Origin of the sequence: Corynebacterium sp. KPL1824 (assembly GCF_000478095.1) — a bacterium.
GTDB lineage: Bacteria > Actinomycetota > Actinomycetes > Mycobacteriales > Mycobacteriaceae > Corynebacterium > Corynebacterium accolens.
This window is the reverse complement of the sequence record NZ_KI515749.1, coordinates 1235445-1254321: the sequence shown is the minus strand read 5'-3', so window position 1 is coordinate 1254321 and position 18877 is coordinate 1235445. Positions and strand designations below refer to the sequence as shown.

Annotated in this window: 18 protein-coding genes; 8 read left to right on the top strand and 10 right to left on the bottom strand. The window is 59.1% G+C overall.

Going from position 1 to position 18877, the window contains the following annotated elements:
• Nucleotides 1–28: 28 nt before the first annotated feature.
• From HMPREF1267_RS05835 to HMPREF1267_RS05810, 6 genes are read left to right on the top strand one after another with little or no spacing between them, the layout of a single operon-like run.
• A complete protein-coding gene (locus HMPREF1267_RS05835; RefSeq protein ID WP_023028722.1) occupies nt 29–1615 on the top strand; it encodes a choice-of-anchor M domain-containing protein in 1587 nt (528 codons plus the stop codon).
• On the top strand, nt 1615–3120 hold the full coding sequence (locus HMPREF1267_RS05830) for an anchored repeat ABC transporter, substrate-binding protein (RefSeq protein ID WP_023028721.1): 1506 nt from the start codon (nt 1615–1617) through the stop codon (nt 3118–3120). The genes HMPREF1267_RS05835 and HMPREF1267_RS05830 overlap by 1 nt, the downstream gene beginning before the upstream one ends.
• Entirely contained in the window at nt 3113–4003 is an 891-nt protein-coding gene (locus tag HMPREF1267_RS05825) for a choice-of-anchor M domain-containing protein (protein ID WP_023028720.1), read from the top strand. Before HMPREF1267_RS05830 ends, HMPREF1267_RS05825 begins: the two co-directional genes overlap by 8 nt.
• On the top strand, nt 3990–4724 hold the full coding sequence (locus tag HMPREF1267_RS05820) for an anchored repeat-type ABC transporter ATP-binding subunit (RefSeq protein ID WP_084539226.1): 735 nt from the start codon (nt 3990–3992) through the stop codon (nt 4722–4724). Before HMPREF1267_RS05825 ends, HMPREF1267_RS05820 begins: the two co-directional genes overlap by 14 nt.
• Nucleotides 4721–5641, top strand: coding sequence for an anchored repeat-type ABC transporter permease subunit (locus HMPREF1267_RS05815; RefSeq protein WP_005280265.1), 921 nt, complete (start codon nt 4721–4723; stop codon nt 5639–5641). The genes HMPREF1267_RS05820 and HMPREF1267_RS05815 overlap by 4 nt, the downstream gene beginning before the upstream one ends.
• Nucleotides 5638–7176 (top strand): choice-of-anchor M domain-containing protein, encoded by a 1539-nt coding sequence (locus HMPREF1267_RS05810; RefSeq protein ID WP_023028718.1) that lies wholly within the window; start codon nt 5638–5640, stop codon nt 7174–7176. Before HMPREF1267_RS05815 ends, HMPREF1267_RS05810 begins: the two co-directional genes overlap by 4 nt.
• A gap of 26 nt (nt 7177–7202) precedes the next feature.
• Here the strand turns inward: HMPREF1267_RS05810 and HMPREF1267_RS05805 are convergent, their stop codons facing one another.
• On the bottom strand, nt 7203–8264 hold the full coding sequence (locus HMPREF1267_RS05805) for a PHB depolymerase family esterase (RefSeq protein WP_034666931.1): 1062 nt from the start codon (nt 8262–8264) through the stop codon (nt 7203–7205).
• A 100-nt stretch (nt 8265–8364) separates the two neighbouring features.
• Here HMPREF1267_RS05805 and HMPREF1267_RS05800 point away from each other — a divergent pair, with 100 nt between their 5' ends.
• Nucleotides 8365–9468, top strand: a complete 1104-nt coding sequence (locus HMPREF1267_RS05800) for an isochorismate synthase MenF (RefSeq protein ID WP_023028716.1) — start codon at nt 8365–8367, stop codon at nt 9466–9468.
• Nucleotides 9469–9482: 14 nt separating this feature from the next.
• Here the strand turns inward: HMPREF1267_RS05800 and HMPREF1267_RS05795 are convergent, their stop codons facing one another.
• The 7 genes from HMPREF1267_RS05795 to HMPREF1267_RS12975 all read right to left on the bottom strand — a co-directional run bounded on the left by HMPREF1267_RS05795 (nt 9483) and on the right by HMPREF1267_RS12975 (nt 16884).
• Entirely contained in the window at nt 9483–10001 is a 519-nt protein-coding gene (locus tag HMPREF1267_RS05795) for a bifunctional 2-polyprenyl-6-hydroxyphenol methylase/3-demethylubiquinol 3-O-methyltransferase UbiG (protein WP_034667049.1), read from the bottom strand.
• A gap of 106 nt (nt 10002–10107) precedes the next feature.
• A complete protein-coding gene (locus HMPREF1267_RS05790; RefSeq protein WP_023017826.1) occupies nt 10108–10920 on the bottom strand; it encodes a fumarylacetoacetate hydrolase family protein in 813 nt (270 codons plus the stop codon).
• Nucleotides 10921–11035: 115 nt separating this feature from the next.
• The gene (locus HMPREF1267_RS05785; protein WP_023028714.1) at nt 11036–12055 is read right to left on the bottom strand and encodes a 3-isopropylmalate dehydrogenase; all 1020 of its coding nucleotides are present in this window, start codon (nt 12053–12055) and stop codon (nt 11036–11038) included.
• Between the two features lie 133 nt (nt 12056–12188).
• Nucleotides 12189–13775 (bottom strand): phosphoglycerate dehydrogenase, encoded by a 1587-nt coding sequence (gene serA / locus HMPREF1267_RS05780; protein ID WP_005280258.1) that lies wholly within the window; start codon nt 13773–13775, stop codon nt 12189–12191.
• A 64-nt stretch (nt 13776–13839) separates the two neighbouring features.
• Nucleotides 13840–14751, bottom strand: a complete 912-nt coding sequence (locus HMPREF1267_RS05775) for a hypothetical protein (RefSeq protein WP_023028713.1) — start codon at nt 14749–14751, stop codon at nt 13840–13842.
• Nucleotides 14735–16525 (bottom strand): DUF262 domain-containing protein, encoded by a 1791-nt coding sequence (locus tag HMPREF1267_RS05770; RefSeq protein ID WP_034666929.1) that lies wholly within the window; start codon nt 16523–16525, stop codon nt 14735–14737. The genes HMPREF1267_RS05775 and HMPREF1267_RS05770 overlap by 17 nt, the downstream gene beginning before the upstream one ends.
• A gap of 209 nt (nt 16526–16734) precedes the next feature.
• Entirely contained in the window at nt 16735–16884 is a 150-nt protein-coding gene (locus tag HMPREF1267_RS12975) for a hypothetical protein (protein WP_156906111.1), read from the bottom strand.
• 162 nt (nt 16885–17046) lie between these two features.
• Here HMPREF1267_RS12975 and HMPREF1267_RS13145 point away from each other — a divergent pair, with 162 nt between their 5' ends.
• Nucleotides 17047–17205, top strand: coding sequence for a hypothetical protein (locus HMPREF1267_RS13145; RefSeq protein WP_023028711.1), 159 nt, complete (start codon nt 17047–17049; stop codon nt 17203–17205).
• Between the two features lie 322 nt (nt 17206–17527).
• On the opposite strand, the gene HMPREF1267_RS05765 is transcribed toward HMPREF1267_RS13145, so the two are convergent.
• Nucleotides 17528–18067 (bottom strand): hypothetical protein, encoded by a 540-nt coding sequence (locus HMPREF1267_RS05765; RefSeq protein ID WP_023028710.1) that lies wholly within the window; start codon nt 18065–18067, stop codon nt 17528–17530.
• A gap of 2 nt (nt 18068–18069) precedes the next feature.
• Nucleotides 18070–18558: an ImmA/IrrE family metallo-endopeptidase gene (locus tag HMPREF1267_RS05760; protein ID WP_023028709.1), complete on the bottom strand. Its 489-nt coding sequence runs from the start codon at nt 18556–18558 to the stop codon at nt 18070–18072.
• Nucleotides 18559–18877: the final 319 nt, after the last annotated feature.

The window sequence follows — 18877 nt, the reverse complement described above, 5'->3', positions numbered from 1 at the left end:
CCCCAGGCGCTTTAAAGGAATTTCAACCATGGATACCAACACCACTTCGCGCACCAGAGCCCACCGGCCTGGCAGCCGCATTTTCGCGGCGGTGATTACCGCCCTCATCGCGTTTTTCGTTCCGGCCACGCCAGCCTTGGCCTTCGAGGACGTCTTTGACTCCGGCCATATCGATGCGTTCTACGTCACCGCACCGGATGGCCAGCTGCACCTATCCATGCAGGAAGACGTCACCGGTTCGCACGTCCAGCGCCCCGGCGATGACGTGCTGCTCCAGGTCGTGGAATCGGCATGGTCCGATGCCACCGAGGCTGTTCCCGAGATTGGTCAGTCAACCTACTTCCTGCCCCAGACCCAGGACCCGAATATCATCTGGCCAGGCTGGGATACGCAGCCGGCACGCGATGGCGGATTCACCAACATTGACTTCGAGTTCACCAATATCTCCGGGCCGGGCTCGGTCTATGTCTTTGAAACCACTGGGTTTGGCAACGTCGGTGCCGTGACCAATTCTGGTTCGATGGAGCTGACCAGCGGCGAGGTTATTAACCAGCCGAGTCCTGCACACCGCCACGTTAACTGGGCCTTTAGTGAGGCCGGTACCTATGAGATGACCGTTCAGGCCTCCTCCAATGGCCAAACCAGTAACGCGGTGACCTATACCTGGCAGGTGGGCGAAGGCGGAGAGGCAGTCTCCGGTCACCGTTCTGCGGGCGGTTCTGGCGATGCAGATAACTCCGGCAATAACGCTGGACACAGCAATTCCGAGGGTGGCCAAGGCGGCAAAGCTGCAAGCGGCGGACAGTCCACGGACCCAGAGTGCCGTCCGGGTATTATCCCGAAGATTAAAGACGATACGGTCTCGCCACCGCAGTGGCGCGATGCCGATGGCGCGACTTTCTACCTCTCCGATAATTCCGGCGTCGAGCTGCCAGAAGATGTTGGACCCGTTTCGGCCGGCCAGGCGTGGATGATCGGTTCTACGCAGGTCGATGGCGTGCCGTGGCTTGGTGCGAATACCCAGAGCCCCTCCATGCGCGAGCACATTCCGGGCGACGTTACCTGGGAACTCGTAGACATGAAAGGCCCTGGTGCCATGATGGTCTACAGCCAGGGTGGCCTGGGCAAGATCGTCGGCGATGAATGGTTCCGCGGTGCCAACGGCGCCGTTGAAGGCAGCTACAATATCGCGCCCAATACCCACGTGCACCCTAACTGGGTCTTCGAAAAGCAGGGCACCTACGACGTCACCATTCGCCAGGTGGCGCAAACCTCCGCCGGCAAGCAGGTGGCAGGCCAAGCAACGCTGCACTTTGTCGTCGGCGGTGGCAGGCCAGAGGGCTCCTTCGATAATGGCCACTTTGACCTGGGTGCGGAAGTGAACCCGGATGGCGGTGACTGTGGTGTTGGCGCCGCAGCCGGCGCGGGCTCTAATGGCTCCGGCGCTGGCCAGGAAGCCGGTTCCGGTGCGAACGCATCCGGTAAGGGCGGCAACGCGGCTCTTGCCAATACTGGGACCCCCACCATGCCGCTCGGGATCGGCGTGCTCGGCTTGGGCATGCTGTTCCTTGGCCTGGGTATTGCACGCCTAGCTGTCGCGAGGGCAAAGAATTAATGCCAGTGCCCCACTACCGTTTCGTACCGCGCGGGCTGCAGGCCGTCGGGGCGCTCTTTAGCGTCTCCCTCCTTGCGGCAGGCTGCACGACCTCGGCAGCGGTGGATACCTCGGATCGCTTCAGCGTGGTGGCCACGACGCCCATTTTGGCGGATATGGCACGCCACGTCGCAGGCGAGGATGCTTCGGTCACCGGCCTTATCCCAAGCGGAAAGGACCCGCACACCTTTGAGCCGACGCTGCGCACAGTGCGCAACGTGGCCAATGCGGATCTTGCCTTGAGCAATGGATACCTCTTGGAACCGCAACCCCTGATAGATACCTTGCACGAGTCCACGGATGCGCCCGTGGTAGAGGTCGCTGACTCCGCCTCCACCCGCGGTGCGACCCTCGTACCGCTGGTTGAAGATGTCTCCCTGGATGCCATCTGGTTGGGCCTGCGCATTAGCGGTGCCGAACAGCGCAACTCCGGCGTGGATTTCCGCATGGTCTCTGCCGAAGGGCCAGGCGATGTCGCAGCCTACGTGGTCTCCACCTTCGGCACGCCGGAGGTGCTATTTAATAGCGCCGATGGCATCGACGCCGGCGATGACGCGGTCACCCTCCCGGCCAATGCTCACACGCACGTCTCGTGGGGTTTTTCGGAGCCGGGCATCTATAAGCTGGGCTTTCAGGCAGATGGCACAGAGGTAGAGCACCTCACCGTCGCGGTGGGCGTGAACCCGCCGGCAGATATGGATGTCATTGATTCCGGCCACGTGGATATTGCCGCTGATGTGGCTAAGGGATCTATTGATCTACGCGATCAAGACCAGCATTTTGATCCCGCGCTTACCGCGGTAGCGGTCCCCTCCTCGGTTTTGCAGCCCATTCCGCCGGACCCCGCCTATCGCTTCTTGGGCACGCCCGGTGCGGATACGTACCTGCTCCCCCAGGCTGTATTGGGCAAACATATCCACGGCGAAGTGGACCCGCATTTGTGGCACAACGTGGACAATGCCATTGCTTATGTCGATGTCATCGCTGAAGAAATGGCGAATGCGGATCCGTCCCATGGCGCCGATTACCGCGCCCGTGCTGAGTCCTATATCGCGGAACTGCGCGAGCTGGACGAGTATGTGGACCGCGCAATCTCTTCCATCCCGCAGAGCAACCGGCACTTGGTCACCACCCACCACGGCTATGCCTACTTAGAGCAAGGCTACGGCCTTTCGGTGGCAGGATTCGTGACCCCCAATCCCGCCATTGAGCCTTCGCCACGGGAGGTCATTGCCCTGCGCCGGACGCTGGAGAACCTGCACCTTCCCGCCGTCTTTGTGGAGCCGGTGGAACAGGCCAGCGCCAGCACGCTGAAAGAGGCCGCCACGCAGCAAAACGTGGAGCTGTGCCCCATTTACGGCGACACGCTTGATGATGCCGTGCCTACTTATATCGATCTCATGAAATTCAATGCTGACTCGCTGCAGCGTTGCCTACATCCTTCGAATGGAGATAACCATGCTTAACCTTGCCTCTCGAACCGTTACCCGCGCGGCCACTCGCACGGCAGCCTGCATCGTCACCGCCGGCTTGGCCGTATCCACAACGCCCGCTTGGGCCGGCGACCTCGCGCAGGTGGTTGGCGCGGATGAAACCGTGGCGCCAGAGGGCGAAGAAAAGGTCATCGATGCGGGCCACGTTGATATCGGCACGCTGCTAAGCGGCTCCGATGCCGAGCTATTGGCCCGCGATGATGCGGGTGACTCCCCGGTCTGGCGCCACCTTGATGACCTGGTGTTCTCGGTGGGCGATGCGGCCCAGCAAACGCTGCCGGATACCGATGATTTCAGCTTCGTCGGCGCCCAATCCGGCGAGGATGTGTGGGTTGTCCCGCAGACTGAGCAGGTCGGCGTTCCGTGGTTGGGCTGGAATACCCAGGCGCCTTCGCTTGTCGATAACGCCGATCGCGGCGTCACCATGGAATTCCTCGGCCACTCCGGACCAGGAGATTTTTCCCTCTTTTTGCAAAACGGCGGCTTTGAGGCACCCCAGCTACTGTGGTCTACGGCAGAAAAAGGCGAGTCTGAGTTCTGGGTAGACCTCAATACGCACACCCACGCCAACTGGACTTTTACGGAGCCGGGCACCCACCAGGTGGGCATCCGGATCAAGGGCGAGACCACAAACGGCGAGGAGTTTAGTACCGACGGCGTGCTGACCTTCGCCGTGGGCGATGGCGCAGACATCCAGGCCGCCCAGGATGCGGAGTGGAACCCGGCAGACGCCACGACCGAGGATTCTTCCCTGCCGGTATGGGTTTATGTTTTGGTCGGCGGCGGAATCATCGTACTAATCGCCGGTGTTGCCGTGTTCGCGAAATCCCGCAAGCGAGGCGATGGCCATGTCTAAGCCGTGCATTCAGGTGCGCGGATTGCAGGTAGCCCTATCTGGCCGCACCGTGATTGAGGACGCCAACCTCGAGGTAGGTACCGGTGAATTCATTGGGCTTCTAGGCCCCAACGGTGCTGGTAAGACCACGCTGATGCGCTCTATTTTGGGCCTCATCCCCTCCTCTGGCACGTGCACCGTCACCGGCTCTGTGGGCTATGTTCCCCAGCGCCACGAGGTGGAATGGGGTTTTCCCATCAACGTGTACCGCACCGTGCTCAGCGGGCGTACCGGGCTCATCGGGTGGTTCAAGCGCCCGAGGAAAAAGGATCATGCCGCCGCTGCAGAAGCGCTGCGCTTGGTGCATATGGAGGAATTTGCCTCCCGTCCCATCGAGGAGCTTTCCGGTGGCCAGCGCCAGCGCGTACTGATCGCCCGCGCCCTCGCCATCCAGCCAGAGGTCTTGCTGCTCGATGAACCTTTCACCGGGCTCGACGCCCCGAATACCGAGGCGCTTTTGGAGCTTTTCGCCGAGCTTGCGGAGCAAGGAAAATCCATCGTGATGTCTACCCATAACCTGTCTGAGGCGGCGCACACGTGCAAGCGCCTGGTGCTATTTAATCGCACGGTTATCGCAGATGGCCCCGCCGATGAGCTTTTGGCCGACAAGGATCCGTGGACCCGCGCGTTTGGCGTCAGTGCCTCGTCCCCGTTGCTCGCTGCGATTGGAGTGGCTGCATGATTGATATCTCATTTATCGATTTCCTGCGGGATTTAACCAATCCCCACCTCGATTTCCTCGCCCGGGCGGTGGGCATTTCGCTCATCGCCGCCATCGTGTGCGGGGTCATCGGCTGCTATGTGGTGCTGCGCGGAATGGCCTTTATTGGCGATGCCGTCTCGCACGCCGTGTTCCCAGGCCTGGCCATCGCCTTTGCGCTGCAGACCTCAGTCCTCTTGGGCGGGGCGGTTGCCGGCGCGGTCGTCGCGGTACTCATCGCCGCGTTTTCGCAACGCAACCACGTGCGCGCCGATTCCATCATCGGCATCTTTTTCGCCGCCGCCTTTGCCTTGGGCATGGTAATCATCTCGCGCACGGATGGCTATAGCGCCTCGCTGACCAGCTTCCTTTTCGGATCGCTCACCGGCGTTTCGCGCACAGATATTACCGTCGCCGCGAGCGTTTGCCTCGTGGTCCTAGCCGTGGTCGTGGCCTTTGGCCCGCAACTCAATGCCACGTGTTTGGACCGAGAGACCGCCCGCGCCATGGGCCTGCCGGTCTTTGCCCTGGATATCATTCTTTATCTGTGCGTGACCGCCGCGGTGGTCATTTCCGTAAGCACCATTGGCAATATTTTGGTCCTCGCCCTGCTGATTACCCCGGCCGCCACGGCGCGCCTGCTGACGGCCAACCTCACCACGATGATGTTCCTCTCGGCCATCATCGGCGCAGTGTGCAGCTTCTTCGGCATCTATTTGGCGTGGGCCATCGATCTTCCCGCGGGCGCGACCATCGTGTTAACGCTCACGGTCCTCTTCCTCATTGTCTGGGCCCTGCATCCCTTCCTGCGCTCTCGCCGCAAACCGGGCCACTCTTCTCCTCGCGTGCCAGCTAACGCTTCCGAGAACACCCCACGAAAGGAAACCATCGAATCATGAAACCTTTGTGCCGTACCGCTCTTGCTCTAGGCACCGCCGGATTCCTCAGCGTGGGAACCCTCGCCGGTGTGGGTCTACCCTCTTCCGTTATGGCCACCGCGCATGCCGCAGAGACCTGCAGCGCCGAGGACTTTATCCGCATCACCGAAGGCCACCAAGACATGGCGCTCAAGGATGAAGGCGGGGATATCAGCTTTGTGGTCAAAGACGACCAAAAAGAAAAGGAATACCAGTCCGAAGAATTCGCGGTAGAGGTAGCGGAGAAGAACAAGCAGCGTATTTCTGATCTCAAGATCCCTTCCCTGCCCGACGAGGGATGGGTGCTCCCGCAAACCCAGATTAAAGACGTTCCGTGGTTGGGTTTTAATACCCAGGAACTCTCGGAGGAATACCTCGGCTCGAAGCAGACCGCGACCCTAAGCATGGCCATCGCGTCTGGTCCCGAGGATGGGCGCATCGTGGCCTTCCAGAATGAGGGCATCGGCGATCTCAAGATCCGTATGGACACCGAGGACGGCACCGCTTGGAATTATCCGGGCAGGTCCCACTCCCACCCTGCCTTCGCTTTTACCAAGCCAGGCACCTACGCCGTGAGCTTTACCTTTGAGCTTCCCGATGGCTCCCGCCACCACCTGCACGCCGGATTCCTCGTGGGCGATGACGCGGATCCAGCAGAGCTGTGCGGCGTGGACTACGACGAGTCCGATGATGCCGAAGGGAGCGTTCCTTCGGGCGGAACTTCCCGCCCAGATCAGCTGGCCAAGGACATTAAGGGAGTAGATAAGGCCATCGCGGGCCTGGATAAGGAGCTGGAAAATACTCTGAAGGAAGGCCAAAAATTCCTCGAGGGCGATAAAAAGAAGGACAAAGACTCCAAGGATAAATCTGGCGATAAGCCGTCTAAGCAGGGCCAGTCCGGTGGATCCGGCGGCTCCGGTGGAAAGGCCGCAGAGAAAAAATCTGGTTCGAAGCAGGGATCCGCCCAAGGCTCTAAGTCGGGGTCAAACTCCGGATCCAACAAGGGATCGGCCCACGGTTCTGGGGCAGGCTCTGGTGCTGCGTCGCGCAATTCGGGTGGGGGCTCATCGAAGGGATCATCGTCAAGCAGCGGCTCTCGCTCCGGTTCTAAGGCCTCGCAATCCAAGTCCGGCGGAAGTTCTGGCCAGAAATCCGCGGGCAAGTCCACCCCGCAGTCCAAGAGCAGCAAGTCTAAGGACAGCAAATCCAAGGGCACTAAGTCCGAGAACCGGAGTACGGCGCCTGCACCCAACGCGTCCGCGGGCGGCAAGGGCCAGAACAATGAGGCGCTTGCCGATGCCGCCTATACCGCCTCGCTGACCAAGAGCAGCTTCTGGGCAGGCATCTTGGCTGGGCTCGGCGCATTCGCGCTGGTGCTAGGAATTGGCCTTTTGGTCTATGTCCAATTCTTCCGCAAGAAGGGCGCCGGCTCGCAGGCTGCACAGCCCGAGCAGCCAGAACAATCTGTGCCACCGCAGGCCGATGATGCCACGACGCAGATCCCGCGCGTGCGCTAATGCTGCCCCGGGTTGCGCCGGGGCCGCTACACGCGGGTTTTAGTGGCTAAAAAGTCCCACACAATGTTTGCGGTATCCGGCTGCCAGAACCACGTGTGGTCGCCGGGTACTTTGTACAGTTCCACGTTCTTGGCGCAACCATTGAAGTTCAGCCGCTCGGAGTCACCGGCGGCGGGGCGGGCCTGAAAGGTCATATCGCAGTGGTTGCGGTGCAGATAGCCGCCCAAAACGGTGCGCACGGGAAGGTAGCCGGATTCATGGCGGGTGCCACCCTCATAGGTGAGCATTTTATCCCTGGTGCCGTGCATGATGAGCGTGTGCATCGGCGCATCGACGCAATTGGTTTCCACTGGGGTATAAAACGCCCCGGAGACCATCGCTACCGCCGCGAACATATCTTGGGCGTGGCAGCCCAATACTGAGGTAAAACCGCCCCCATTGGACATTCCCATGGCGTAGACGCGGTTGCGGTCCACGTGATAGTCCGCATCCACAGCATCTAAAATGCGCTTGATAAAGTGGATATCCTCGCCGTCGCGCGTCTTTGCATAGGGCGCTGGCTCCCAGGCGCGTTCGAAGCCTTCTGGATAGACGATGATCGCATCATCGGTGGCCTTAGTCGTTCCCATGCGCGCGTAGCCAGAGAACTCCTCCGGGGAATCTCCCCACCCACCAAATCCAAAGAGCACCGGTGTAGGAGCCTCGGGCGAGTAATTATCTGGGATGCGCAGGAGGTAGCGACGCTTTTTGCCTTCATGCTCCATCTCCAGCGACCGCGTGTCCCCAGGAGCAATGGGCGGATGGGGGTTGATGCTGGCATCAGGCGCTGGGCGCGCCGGCGCCACGTCTGGGGCTGGGGCCGGCGCAGGTGCTGGCTGGTTCGGCGTGGATTCCTCAACGCCTTCTGGCAGCAGGTGGGAGTCATCCGGTGCCGGTTCCGGTGCAGGGGCGGGAGGGGCCGGTTTCTCGGGAGCTGCTGACGTTTCTTGCGCAGAAGCCACTGCCGGGGCAGAGAACGCACCGCTAGCAATCAGGAGCGCTGCAAGGAGATAGCCGGCCCGTAGGGAAAATTTAGTAACATTAGCCACATTGTTAACACTAGCCACAGCCGCCGCGCCAACGGGTGCCCACACGCTTGGCAGAGGGCAATTTCTACCAACTTTTAATAAGGCACTAAGCTAGATCCTCATGCACGAAGACAGACCAAGCACCGCCCCCGATTTCTTGCTCTCCCGAGCAACGGGGTCTGTCCGTACCCAAGGTGCGCGGGCAACCTTTACCAGTGCCGAGGCTGCGGTTGACGCCTTGCGCCGCGGCGGTGCTGAGATGGTAGTTGGCGCCATCCCCTTCGACTCCGATACCCCCGCCGCCCTGACCGTTCCAGAGTCAATCATCCGGGAAGACGGGCCACTAGAACCCCACGCGTTTTACCGCAACCAATCGCTCAATTCCCGCGTCGTGGGCTTTGACCCAGAGCCCGAGGAGCACCTGCGCCGCGTGGAGGCGGCAATCGGCACCATCGAGACCTCCAAACTGGAGAAGGTGGTCCTCGCCCGCGCGGTCGATATCGAATTTGCCGCCCCCATCGACCCCCGGCTCGTGGCCGCGCGCCTTATCGATCTCTCCGTCAACCGCGACGGGTTCATTGCGGATCTCTCCCCCGCAGGCCGCCCAGGGGCCATGCTGGTTGGTTCCTCGCCGGAGGTACTCATCAAGCGCCAAGGCTCGACCGTGTCTGCATTCCCACTCGCCGGCTCCACGCCGCGCCGAGCCAATAAAGCGGCAGACCACATTGCCAGCCAAGACCTCTTGCACTCCGCCAAGGATCTGCTCGAGCATTCCTTCGTGGTAGAACACCTGCGCAGGATATTAGAGCCGCTGTGCAGCAGCCTCGATATCCCCGAGACCCCGCAGCTCATACACACCAGTGAGATGTGGCACTTGGGCACGCCGGTCACCGGCACCTTGCGGGATAAAGAGCTCACCGCCCTGGAATTGGCAGAAGTAGTCCACCCCACCCCTGCAATCTGCGGCACGCCGACGGAAGCGGCGCAGGCGCTTATCGAGACCGCCGAGACCGACCGCGGCTTCTATGCCGGCACCGTCGGCTGGTGCGATAGCTCCGGCGATGGCGAATACATGGTAGCCATCCGTTGCGCAGAAGTTGCCGGTGATGGCCTCTCCGCCCGCGCGTGGGCCGGCGGCGGCGTGGTCGGTGCCTCCAATGCCCAGGCCGAGCTGGAAGAAACCACCGCCAAGCTCCAGACGATCCTTCGCGCGCTCAGCCTTTAAAAGCGCGGTGCGGCTTAGCGCCTCTTCGCTACCAGGATCACATCACTGGTGTGATGGGCGCCTGCGCCGCTAGTAACATGGCGCGGCGATCGCCGCAGGGTCTGCACCGTCAGCTCGGTAAGATTTTCTGCCAGCCATTCCGGCATGGCGATTTCTTCTGATTCCATGTCGTGGTGAACATAGAGCAAGGTTCCACCCGGGGCAACGAGTTTTTCTAGCAATGCTACTTCCTCTGCGGTGGCGCGGACGCTGCCGTAGTGGACTGTAACCAGATCAAAGGGGGCGTGGCTAAATTCATCAAAGGTGGCAACCTCCGCGGGGACTCCACGCGCCCTAGTCCGCGCTACGGCCGTGGGAGCAAAATCGATGCCGAGCACCTGCCAGCCATTCTCGTGTAGCCACTGGGCATCAGCGCCTTCCCCGCAGCCAATATCGAGGGCGGTACCGGCCGGAAGGTCGCTGACATGGTCCACCAGCGTCGCATTCGGGCTCCCTGACCACACCTGTGCGGTGGCGCGGTAGCGCTCCTCCATCTCCTGCGCGCTCGGCGCGGACCAGCGGTGGCCTTGATGCGAATGTTCCGGCACGCCGTTCTCCTTCTACCAGTACCTCACCAGCGGCAGCTGCATTGCAGTGAACCTACTGCGCCCTGGCAATCGTATTGCGCAGGGTGCCAACCCCTGGAATCTCAACCTCAATGGTATCGCCCGGCACCATTGGTGCGGTTCCTGCAGGCGAGCCGGTAGTGATGACATCGCCAGGCAGCAAGGTATAGGCGGCAGAAATCTCTTCCAAGATGCCGCCCATCTTGACGATCATCTGATCCGTATTGGAATCCTGCTTCTGCTCCCGAGAACCATCGTGGGTCAGGTACGCATTGATCTTCTGATCATCAAGATCCAAGCTCTCTAGGTCCGTTTCAATCCACGGGCCCAGCGGGCAGAAGGTATCAATACCCTTGGCGCGCGCCCACTGGCCATCCTTAAATTGCAGGTCACGCGAGGAAACATCGTTGCAAATGGTGTAGCCCAAAACGTGGTCTTTCCAGTTTTCAGCCTTGATATTCTTCGATGGCTTGGAAATAACCACGGCCAGCTCGCCCTCAAACTCCACGTTGGTGGCGTAATCGGGAATCTTGATGGCCTCATTCGGGCCGATGACCGCGGTCGATGGCTTCAAGAAGATGGTTGGCGGCAGCGAATCCGAGGACTTCTTAAAGACCTCCGCGACGTGGTCGGCATAGTTCCGGCCGAGCGCTACGACCTTGGTAGGCAGGGTCGGCGCCAAGAGCCGCACCTCGCCCAGCTTCCATTCACGGCCGGTGGGCTCCGGTGGGGTAAATGGCGTGCCGGAGATTTCTTTAGCTACAAGCTCCTCCATCGGGGCATCTTTCGGCCCGTCAATGATGGCAAAGCAAATTCCTTCTGGGTGTGCAATTCGTCCTAAACGCATAACGGCCATCCTACTAAACGGTAGCCTTTACATGTGTGCAAAGTTTGCGGTGTTAATTTGCGAAGATCCTTTAGGTCCCCGCCGGAACCGGATTCGCACTCAGGATTCCTTACGCTTAAGCCTTCAGGCTCCCCGCGATGCGGTCTCCCACCTCGACGGTCTTGATTGGGGCATCGCCACGCTTGGCGATGTCCTCCGCCACCGCCTTTTCAATCTTCTGCGCATTGTCTTCATCACCCAGCTGCCGCAAGAGCATCGCCGCCGACAAGATGGCCGCGGTTGGATCCGCGATGCCTTGTCCAGCAATATCGGGCGCCGAACCGTGCACCGGCTCAAACATGGAGGGGTTCTTACCCGAGGCATCGATATTGCCCGATGCAGCCAATCCAATTCCGCCGGTAATAGCGCCTGCTAAGTCCGTTAAGATATCGCCGAAGAGGTTATCGGTAACGATGACATCGTAGCGGGCCGGATCCGTCACCATGTAGATGGTCGCGGCATCGATGTGGTTGTAGTCCACTTCCACCTGCGGATATTCTGCCGAGACTTCTTCTACCGTGCGGTGCCACAGATCGCCGGCATTGACGAGGACATTCGTCTTGTGCACCAGGGTCAGGTGATTGCGGCGCTGCGATGCCCGCTCAAAAGCCTCCCGCACCACGCGCTCTACCCCAAAGCGGGTATTTTGCGAAACCTCGCTGGCTACCTCGTGCGGCGTACCTTCCCGCAGCGTGCCGCCATTGCCGCAGTACAGGCCCTCGGTGCCTTCTCGCACCACGACGAAATCAATCTCGCCCGGGTTAGCCAGCGGCGAGTGGGCCGTGGGATACAAGATGGAGGGGCGCAGGTTCACGTGGTGATCGAGTGCAAAGCGCATCTTCAATAACAGGCCGCGCTCCAGAACACCTGGGGGGACCTCGCCGGGTGCACCAATGGCGCCCAGCAAAATGGCATCGTGCTCGCGCAGGCTGGCCAGGTCCGCGTCCGTTAAAAGCTCACCATTGCGCAGGTAGCGCCGCGCACCCAGGTCATAATCGGTGGTTTGAATATCGCTGCGCACCGCCCGGAGCACCTTCAGGGCTTCCGTCGTTACTTCCGGCCCAATGCCGTCGCCGCCAATAACCGCTAATTTCATTGGATAGGATTCCTTTCTCACATAGTGGATTAAGAATTAGCCTACCAAAGAAAACCCGCCCATCGCAGCATAAATCTGCGCGATGGGCGGGCACGAGTACGCGGTTAGGCCACTCTCCTAACCTGCGCTGAGGTTATTCATCCATATCGAATTGCTGGCACGTAGCGCCAAGGGCCGAGTTGATCTCCTCGATGAGAGAATCTGGCACCTCGGACTCCACGCGCAAGATGAGCACGGCATCGGATTCCTGCTTGCCCTGCGTCAAGGCCGCGGCGATGATGTTGATACCTGCTGCACCCAGCTTGGTACCCACGGTACCCAGCGCGCCTGGGGCATCGGCATAGCGGAAGAAGAGGTTGCGGCCCTCAGCCCGCATATCCACGCCGCGGCCATTGATGCGCACAAACTTTTCGGTCCCGTCGATGCCAATGAGAGCACCGGTAAGCGAAGACGTCACGCCCTCTGCGCTAATGACCTTGACCTGCAAGGAAGAACGGTGGCCCTTGGATTCTGGGTTGGTGGATACCGAAACCTCGACCCCGCGGCTTTCGGCAATCTTCATCGCGTTGACGAAGGTAACCGGCTCTGAGGTCACGCCGCTAAACAGGCCGCGTACGACGGAAAGGCCCAGTACGTCCACGTCCTCAGTGGACAGCTCGCCGCAAGCCTCGATCTCCACGGCGACGGGAGCCTGGTCCAACAGGCGTCCGGCCGTAAGGCCCAGCTTGCGGGCGAGGTCGAGCCAGCCGGCAACCTCTTCTCCCACCGTGCCGCCGGAGACGTTGACCGCATCGGGAACGAACTCGCCTGCCAGAGCCTTGAGCACAGATGCGGCGACATCGGTACCCGCGCGGTCCTGTGCCTCCACGGTGGACGCGCCCAAGTGCGGCGAGACCGTGACCTGCGGCAGCTTAAACAACGGGGAATCCGTGCACGGCTCCGTGGAGTAGACGTCAAAGCCCGCACCGCGGTGGTGTCCGGAGGTAATGGAATCCGCCAAGGCCTGCTCGTCTACGAGGCCGCCGCGGGCGGCGTTGATAAGAATCTGGCCTTCCTTTGCCTTGGCCAGAAGCTCCGCGTTGAACATTCCGGCGGTCTCGGGCGTCTTTGGCAGGTGAATGGTGACAAAATCTGCCTGCGCCATCAACTCTTCCAGCTCAACCAATTCCACGCCAAGCGCTGCCGCACGCGCCGGATTGGCATAAGGATCGTGGGCAATAATCTTCGTTTCAAAGGCGCTTAACCGCTGGGCAAAAAGCTGACCGATGTGGCCGAAGCCGACGATGCCAATAGTCTTACCGTAAACCTCGACGCCCTTGAAGGAAGAGCGCTTCCACTCGCCCTCGCGCAGGGACTGATCCGCCGCAGGAATCTGGCGGGCAGTGGCCAAGAGCAGGGCAATCGCCTGCTCGCACGCAGAGTGGATATTGGAGGTGGGAGCGTTGACCACCATGACGCCCTTATTGGTGGCAGTGTCAATATCCACGTTATCCAGTCCCACGCCTGCGCGGCCCACAATCTTCAGTTTGGGCGCTGCTTCTAAAACTTCAGCGTCGACCGTGGTGGCCGAGCGCACGAGCAGCGCATCCGCCTCTGGTACCGCGGCAAGCAATTCCTCGCGGTTCGGGCCATCTACCCAGCGCACCTCGACGGAATCCCCCAAAGCCGTCACAGTGGATTGGGCCAATTTATCGGCGATAAGAACTACCGGCTTCGACATATCATCCTTCGTTTCACTTCGTTGTGCATTACGCGACAATAACCGCGTGTGAAGGAAGTGTAGTTCAGTTTGGGGTGCCCTGCCGTATTTTTTCCTTAAATTCTTTCACGTGACCGAATTCCGGGCCCAAAGCGATAAGCGAGCCCTCATCGAGCCCTGCCACCATGGCCATACTCCGCTTATCTTCCAGCGGATCCGCCGTCGGCATCACCAATACCGAGCCACCATAGGCCGCGGCAGTAATGACATTGGCTACCGGACTATCCGCCGTGGCCACGATATTGGGCGCCATCTGGCCATCGCGCCGCGACTGTGCCGGGACGGCCGGCAGCTTTTTGCCATCATCGTCAGGTTCGCCCTCATAAGGAATCCAGGCAGGACGCAACTCAACGTAGGGTGTTTTATCCAGCCGCGCGATGTCCTTGACCACCTGGTTCGGCGAGGCAACCACCTTGGACTCGTACTGGAAGGCCGTAAAATCCCCCAGCGCTTCATGCGTTCCCGGATCCTTGATGACAGTGAAATCACCGCTGGATTGCGTCCACGGGATATCGCCCACGATGACGAGTCGTTTTACCTCCAAGTCTCCGACCAAGTTGAGGATGTCACCGCGGCGCGAAGGATCGTATTCCACGGCTGGCAAGTGCTGGTTAATCGCCAACGTTGCCGCGCGCAACACGGATTTATCATCGGGCGCAAAGAGCACCATGGAATCTGAATCATCGAAGAAGGCCCGCGCGGCGTCGATGCCACTCGGATCGTCGATGATGTCCAGCTTGCCGGCGAATTTGGGATCGATAAGGCGGTTTTGATTCTCTGACTTGGCGCGCTCAAGCTCAACATCGGACTCGGAGAGATCCGAAAGCCCACGCTTAACAAGCTTGGGCTCCTGCAAGGCATCACCGCAGCCAACAAGTACGAGGGAGGCTGCGATAACCACTGCAGCCGCCCGATACCTCTTAGCGGCCAAACGCATGTGGCCCCTCTTCACCGCCGGCCAGGTTTGCTTCATCGACATCTCGAATGACGGGAATGCCTAAGGTTTCTTCCACTAGATCCACGAAGCGATGGCGACGATCAGCCAAGAATTCCTGAATTTTTGACTCCCTCAGGTTAGCGACATCGAGGTCGTGCGATGCCAGGACGGCATCAAATTCCTCGTCTTCCATGATGGACTTGGACTGCACGCGAGGCAGGTAGCGGTTCGGCGCGAACCCATCGAGGACGACCTCTGTGCGCTTGCCCATCGGAGTGTAGTTCATGACCGAATGGGCCAAGACCGAATCCACCCCGTGGCGCTGGCACCAATTCAGTGGGAATACCGGGAAAAATCCGGGCTTCAATTCTTCAAAGGTGTGGCGAGTAAATTCGCTGCCCGTCCGCCAATCCTTCGCGCCGCGGGCCATAAGCAGGGCATAGATTCCGTGCCATACCCCATCGTTTTCATCGACCGAAAGCAGGCGGGATTCCCGGAATCCTGCATCCACGACCGTTTTGGGAACATCGTCGGTGGCCCCGGCAACCCACTCGGTCACCTCATCCACATCGCGGGCGGCGCGCAGCGGCACCGCGGAAGAACCGTAGAGCTCGCCAAAGACGCCACACCAGAACCACTGGTCAATGCGATCCCATGCCTGCTGGCTGGAAAGGGCCCCAGGCCGCTTGGCCAGGCGCGCGATGATGACCGCCAGCGGCACGATCTGTTCCGTATAAGGAACCTGATCGAGGCTTAAAATGCGGCGCTGCGCCAAGAATTCGGCAACCTCGTGGAAGGTAATGCGCAGGTCGTGCGCGGCCGCCTTGTACTCGGACAGGGACAGCTTCAAAATGTCTTCGCGCTGGCCGCCGGCATTACCCTTCTCCCCTGTGACCAAGAGGGACACTGCGGAGAGGAATTCATTGCGTCCGATGCCATCGAGCGCAGGAGAATCCCGCAGATCCTTTTCCACCTGCTGCCAATCGTTGGCAAGGTGGAAGGTCGGATCTTCGGAGGCAAAGACGGCGGTTAAGAGATCGAAGACATCCATCTGTAAGCCTGCGGAATTTGCCTGGGCAAAGATGGAACCGATTCCGGAGCGCTCCGTTTCGCGGGATAGCCGGATCATGGGGATATCGTAGCCCGCTAAGGGGCGCACGATGCGGTTATTGAACGCGGCAAGTTCGGCGCTGTATTGCTCGTGTGTGGCGGCGAGCTCGAAAAGCATGCTGGTGCCTTCCTCGCTGAGTAGCGAGGCCACGGGGATGCACATATTGTCCAGCCCATCCTGGCGGCAGGTAATAGCCCCATCAACGTCGGGGCCGAAGTGCGAGCAGATCTCGCCGTTTTGGTCGACGGCGAAAATGGCGTCATCGGCAAGCAAGTCCCCGCTTACCGCGGCGCGGACGTCGATGAAAAAGCGGCGGTGGACCTTCTTTTTCCGGAAGTCAGTGGTCTTGACAAAACCCTCGCCATTAAAGCAGTGGTACAGGGAGGTAAGGCGCTGTTGGCCGTCCAAGAGCAGCAACCCGGGCTCGACGCCAACCTCGGGCGCACCCGCCAGCACCCTGGGGCGGAAACGCATCTTTTCATTGCGGGTATCCAGGGCCATCAGCGCGCCGATGGGGTATCCACGCAGGACCGTAACGATAAGTGAGCGGATGCGGTCTTCATCCCAGGCGTAGCTGCGCTGGAAATCCGGAAGCTGGATATCGCCCCGGTCAATCCGCGAAAAAAGGTCCTTGAGATCATAGCTTGGCGTCGTAAAACCCATAGGGCCAATACTACCCGCAACACCTTCGCGGTACCTCACGGGCGTAGCGCTGGGATAGCGCTTGGCCAAACCGCAAAAGCGGCCCACGGGGAGTTTCCCGCGGGCCGCACTGGCTTCAGCTATTGACTAGGCAGTAGCGTCCAAAGGATTCTTTACCCAGCTCATGAGTTTGGGGCTTTTGCAGACTGTGGTTTGTGTGTTTGCGCTGTTCATAGCGTTTCGATATGTCCGATAATTCCGGTGGATCTGGAGTGAATTGCGGGATTTTGAGGGATGAATTTACCCCACCCCCGACTAGCCATCATGGATTTTAAAGCACCAAAACTTTCGGTTCCAGCTTCCATATCAGCGGCAATCACCTTAGAAATCCTAAGACGGAAGCCAAAGAACGAGGGTAAACACCGTAAGCGGAAACGCTATCGGCGAGGAAAACGTAAAAAGTAGCCACCAGGGGTTCAGGAAGCTACAACCATCCTGAACCCCGAGGCTACCCCTCCGATACTAAATGAAAGGATAAAATTATGACCACACGAACTCTCTACTTCATCTCCCTAGCCCTATTGGCCGTGTCTCTATTCATCAGCCTCATCAACGGGTTCACTACCTCCAGCATCACCCTCACCGTCGTGGCGGTGGCTACACTTGGATGTGCCACCTACAAGAAAGTGCGGAAGAAGTGAACATACGAATCACAGACACAGACAGCGGGCGGGAGTTGTGGACGGATAACCAGTGTGCTGAGCATTGTGGGATTACGGCTACGACGTAGCGCAGTTACCGTAAGCGTGGCGCTATTCATCCATCTCCCCAGCCTGTAGCTTGTCTTGATGGTAGAACTCCCCTTTGGGATGCGGCTGAGGTCAGGGCGTGGCATGAGTCGCGGCCTGGCTCACCGGTGCGAAATGCTCCACAGGGTAAACGTTAAAACAGCGAATGCCCCGGCGTATGCCAGGGCATATAAGGTCGTCGCGTAGACGATAGCAGGGTGCGTGACACGGAGTACTAACTTATATCTCCTTCTTCATCCTGCATTCTTGAACCAGACCTCTGGGGAAAGATTCCCTTGGCTACGACCAGAGCAATTCCCACGATTTGCACCACTGTCGAACTCATCCACGCAATCATTACTTCTGACTCAGGCCTAAAGGAGACGGCAAACATATATATGATGAATATCAGGTTAGTAAGAACCATCTGTATTGCAACAGCCCAAGTCGAATGCCCAGCAATTTTACGTCTTAAGTCCAAGTTTTGTTGCTGGTTCTTTAGGTAGGTCTTTTCACGACGAAGCTTTACAGCATTAAGCTGTGCTTCAGTGCTGGTGTCGTCGTCATAATCACTTGTCAACCCGTCTGCAACCTGGAGATAATCCGAATCTGGGGCCGTATTTTCCAGTTCGGGAGCGCTCGGTTTTTTAGTCTTCGGACTATTTTCTTCCGCAGCGCTAGTTGGTTCCGACCTCTTATCGTCACGAAGCTGACGAGCCGTCTCCATTTCGCTGGGCTCATTGTGATTCAGTGGCCCTGTTTTATCGGGAGACATTCTTAGATTAACCTCAATGAAGCTAGGCGATTAGTTAAAGCAGCTTTGGAAACGTCTAAACGGGTTCGTATCTCTTCAAAAGACCACCCCTCAGCCCAATACTTTTTGACGGAAGCCTCAGGCATTATCAGCTCTGCTGCAAAAGCATTGCACCACCGTTCTTGCGGATCTACGCCAGTAGACGCCAATTCGTTGCGATTGTCAACGTATGCTAACTGTTCTTTGGTTCGTTCTTGAACATAATGCCCCAGTTCATGGGCGATCGTAAATCGTTGACGCTGCGGACCGTCTTTCGCGTTCACGTAAATCGTGGGAAACTCATCTCTAGCTTCTTTAAGAATGAAGCCTGCTACTTCAGCGGGAAGAGATTTTTGCACGATTTCGATATTTAAATCCCTTGCCATTTGGTGGACATCAATCGGCATCCTCATCCGCCCGTTGACGTTGTAAATTTCTGCACGAAGATTCCGCGCCCCGCTTTTCGAGGACACTCTTCCCTCCTTTCGTAAACAATCCGTGAAACGACAACTCAAAGCTATATGTCTACTCAGACTGAATTCTAGATAGTTCTAAGAGTACCTCTCTGAGGTTGTAAATTGAAGCCTCACCCATTTTTCTTAGGACTAATTTTCTCTCGTTCTTCCCACTTGCGCAGCAATACAGGATTAACATCATAACCTTGTTGCCGGAATCTGTAGCAAGTGGTTCGTGAGGCGACTCATGCTTCCTCCCATTCGCTTTCCCCATCGGCGGTGGGTGGGGTCTCCGCCGAAGTAGAACACGTCGGTCAGGCCTTGGTACTCGTCGAGG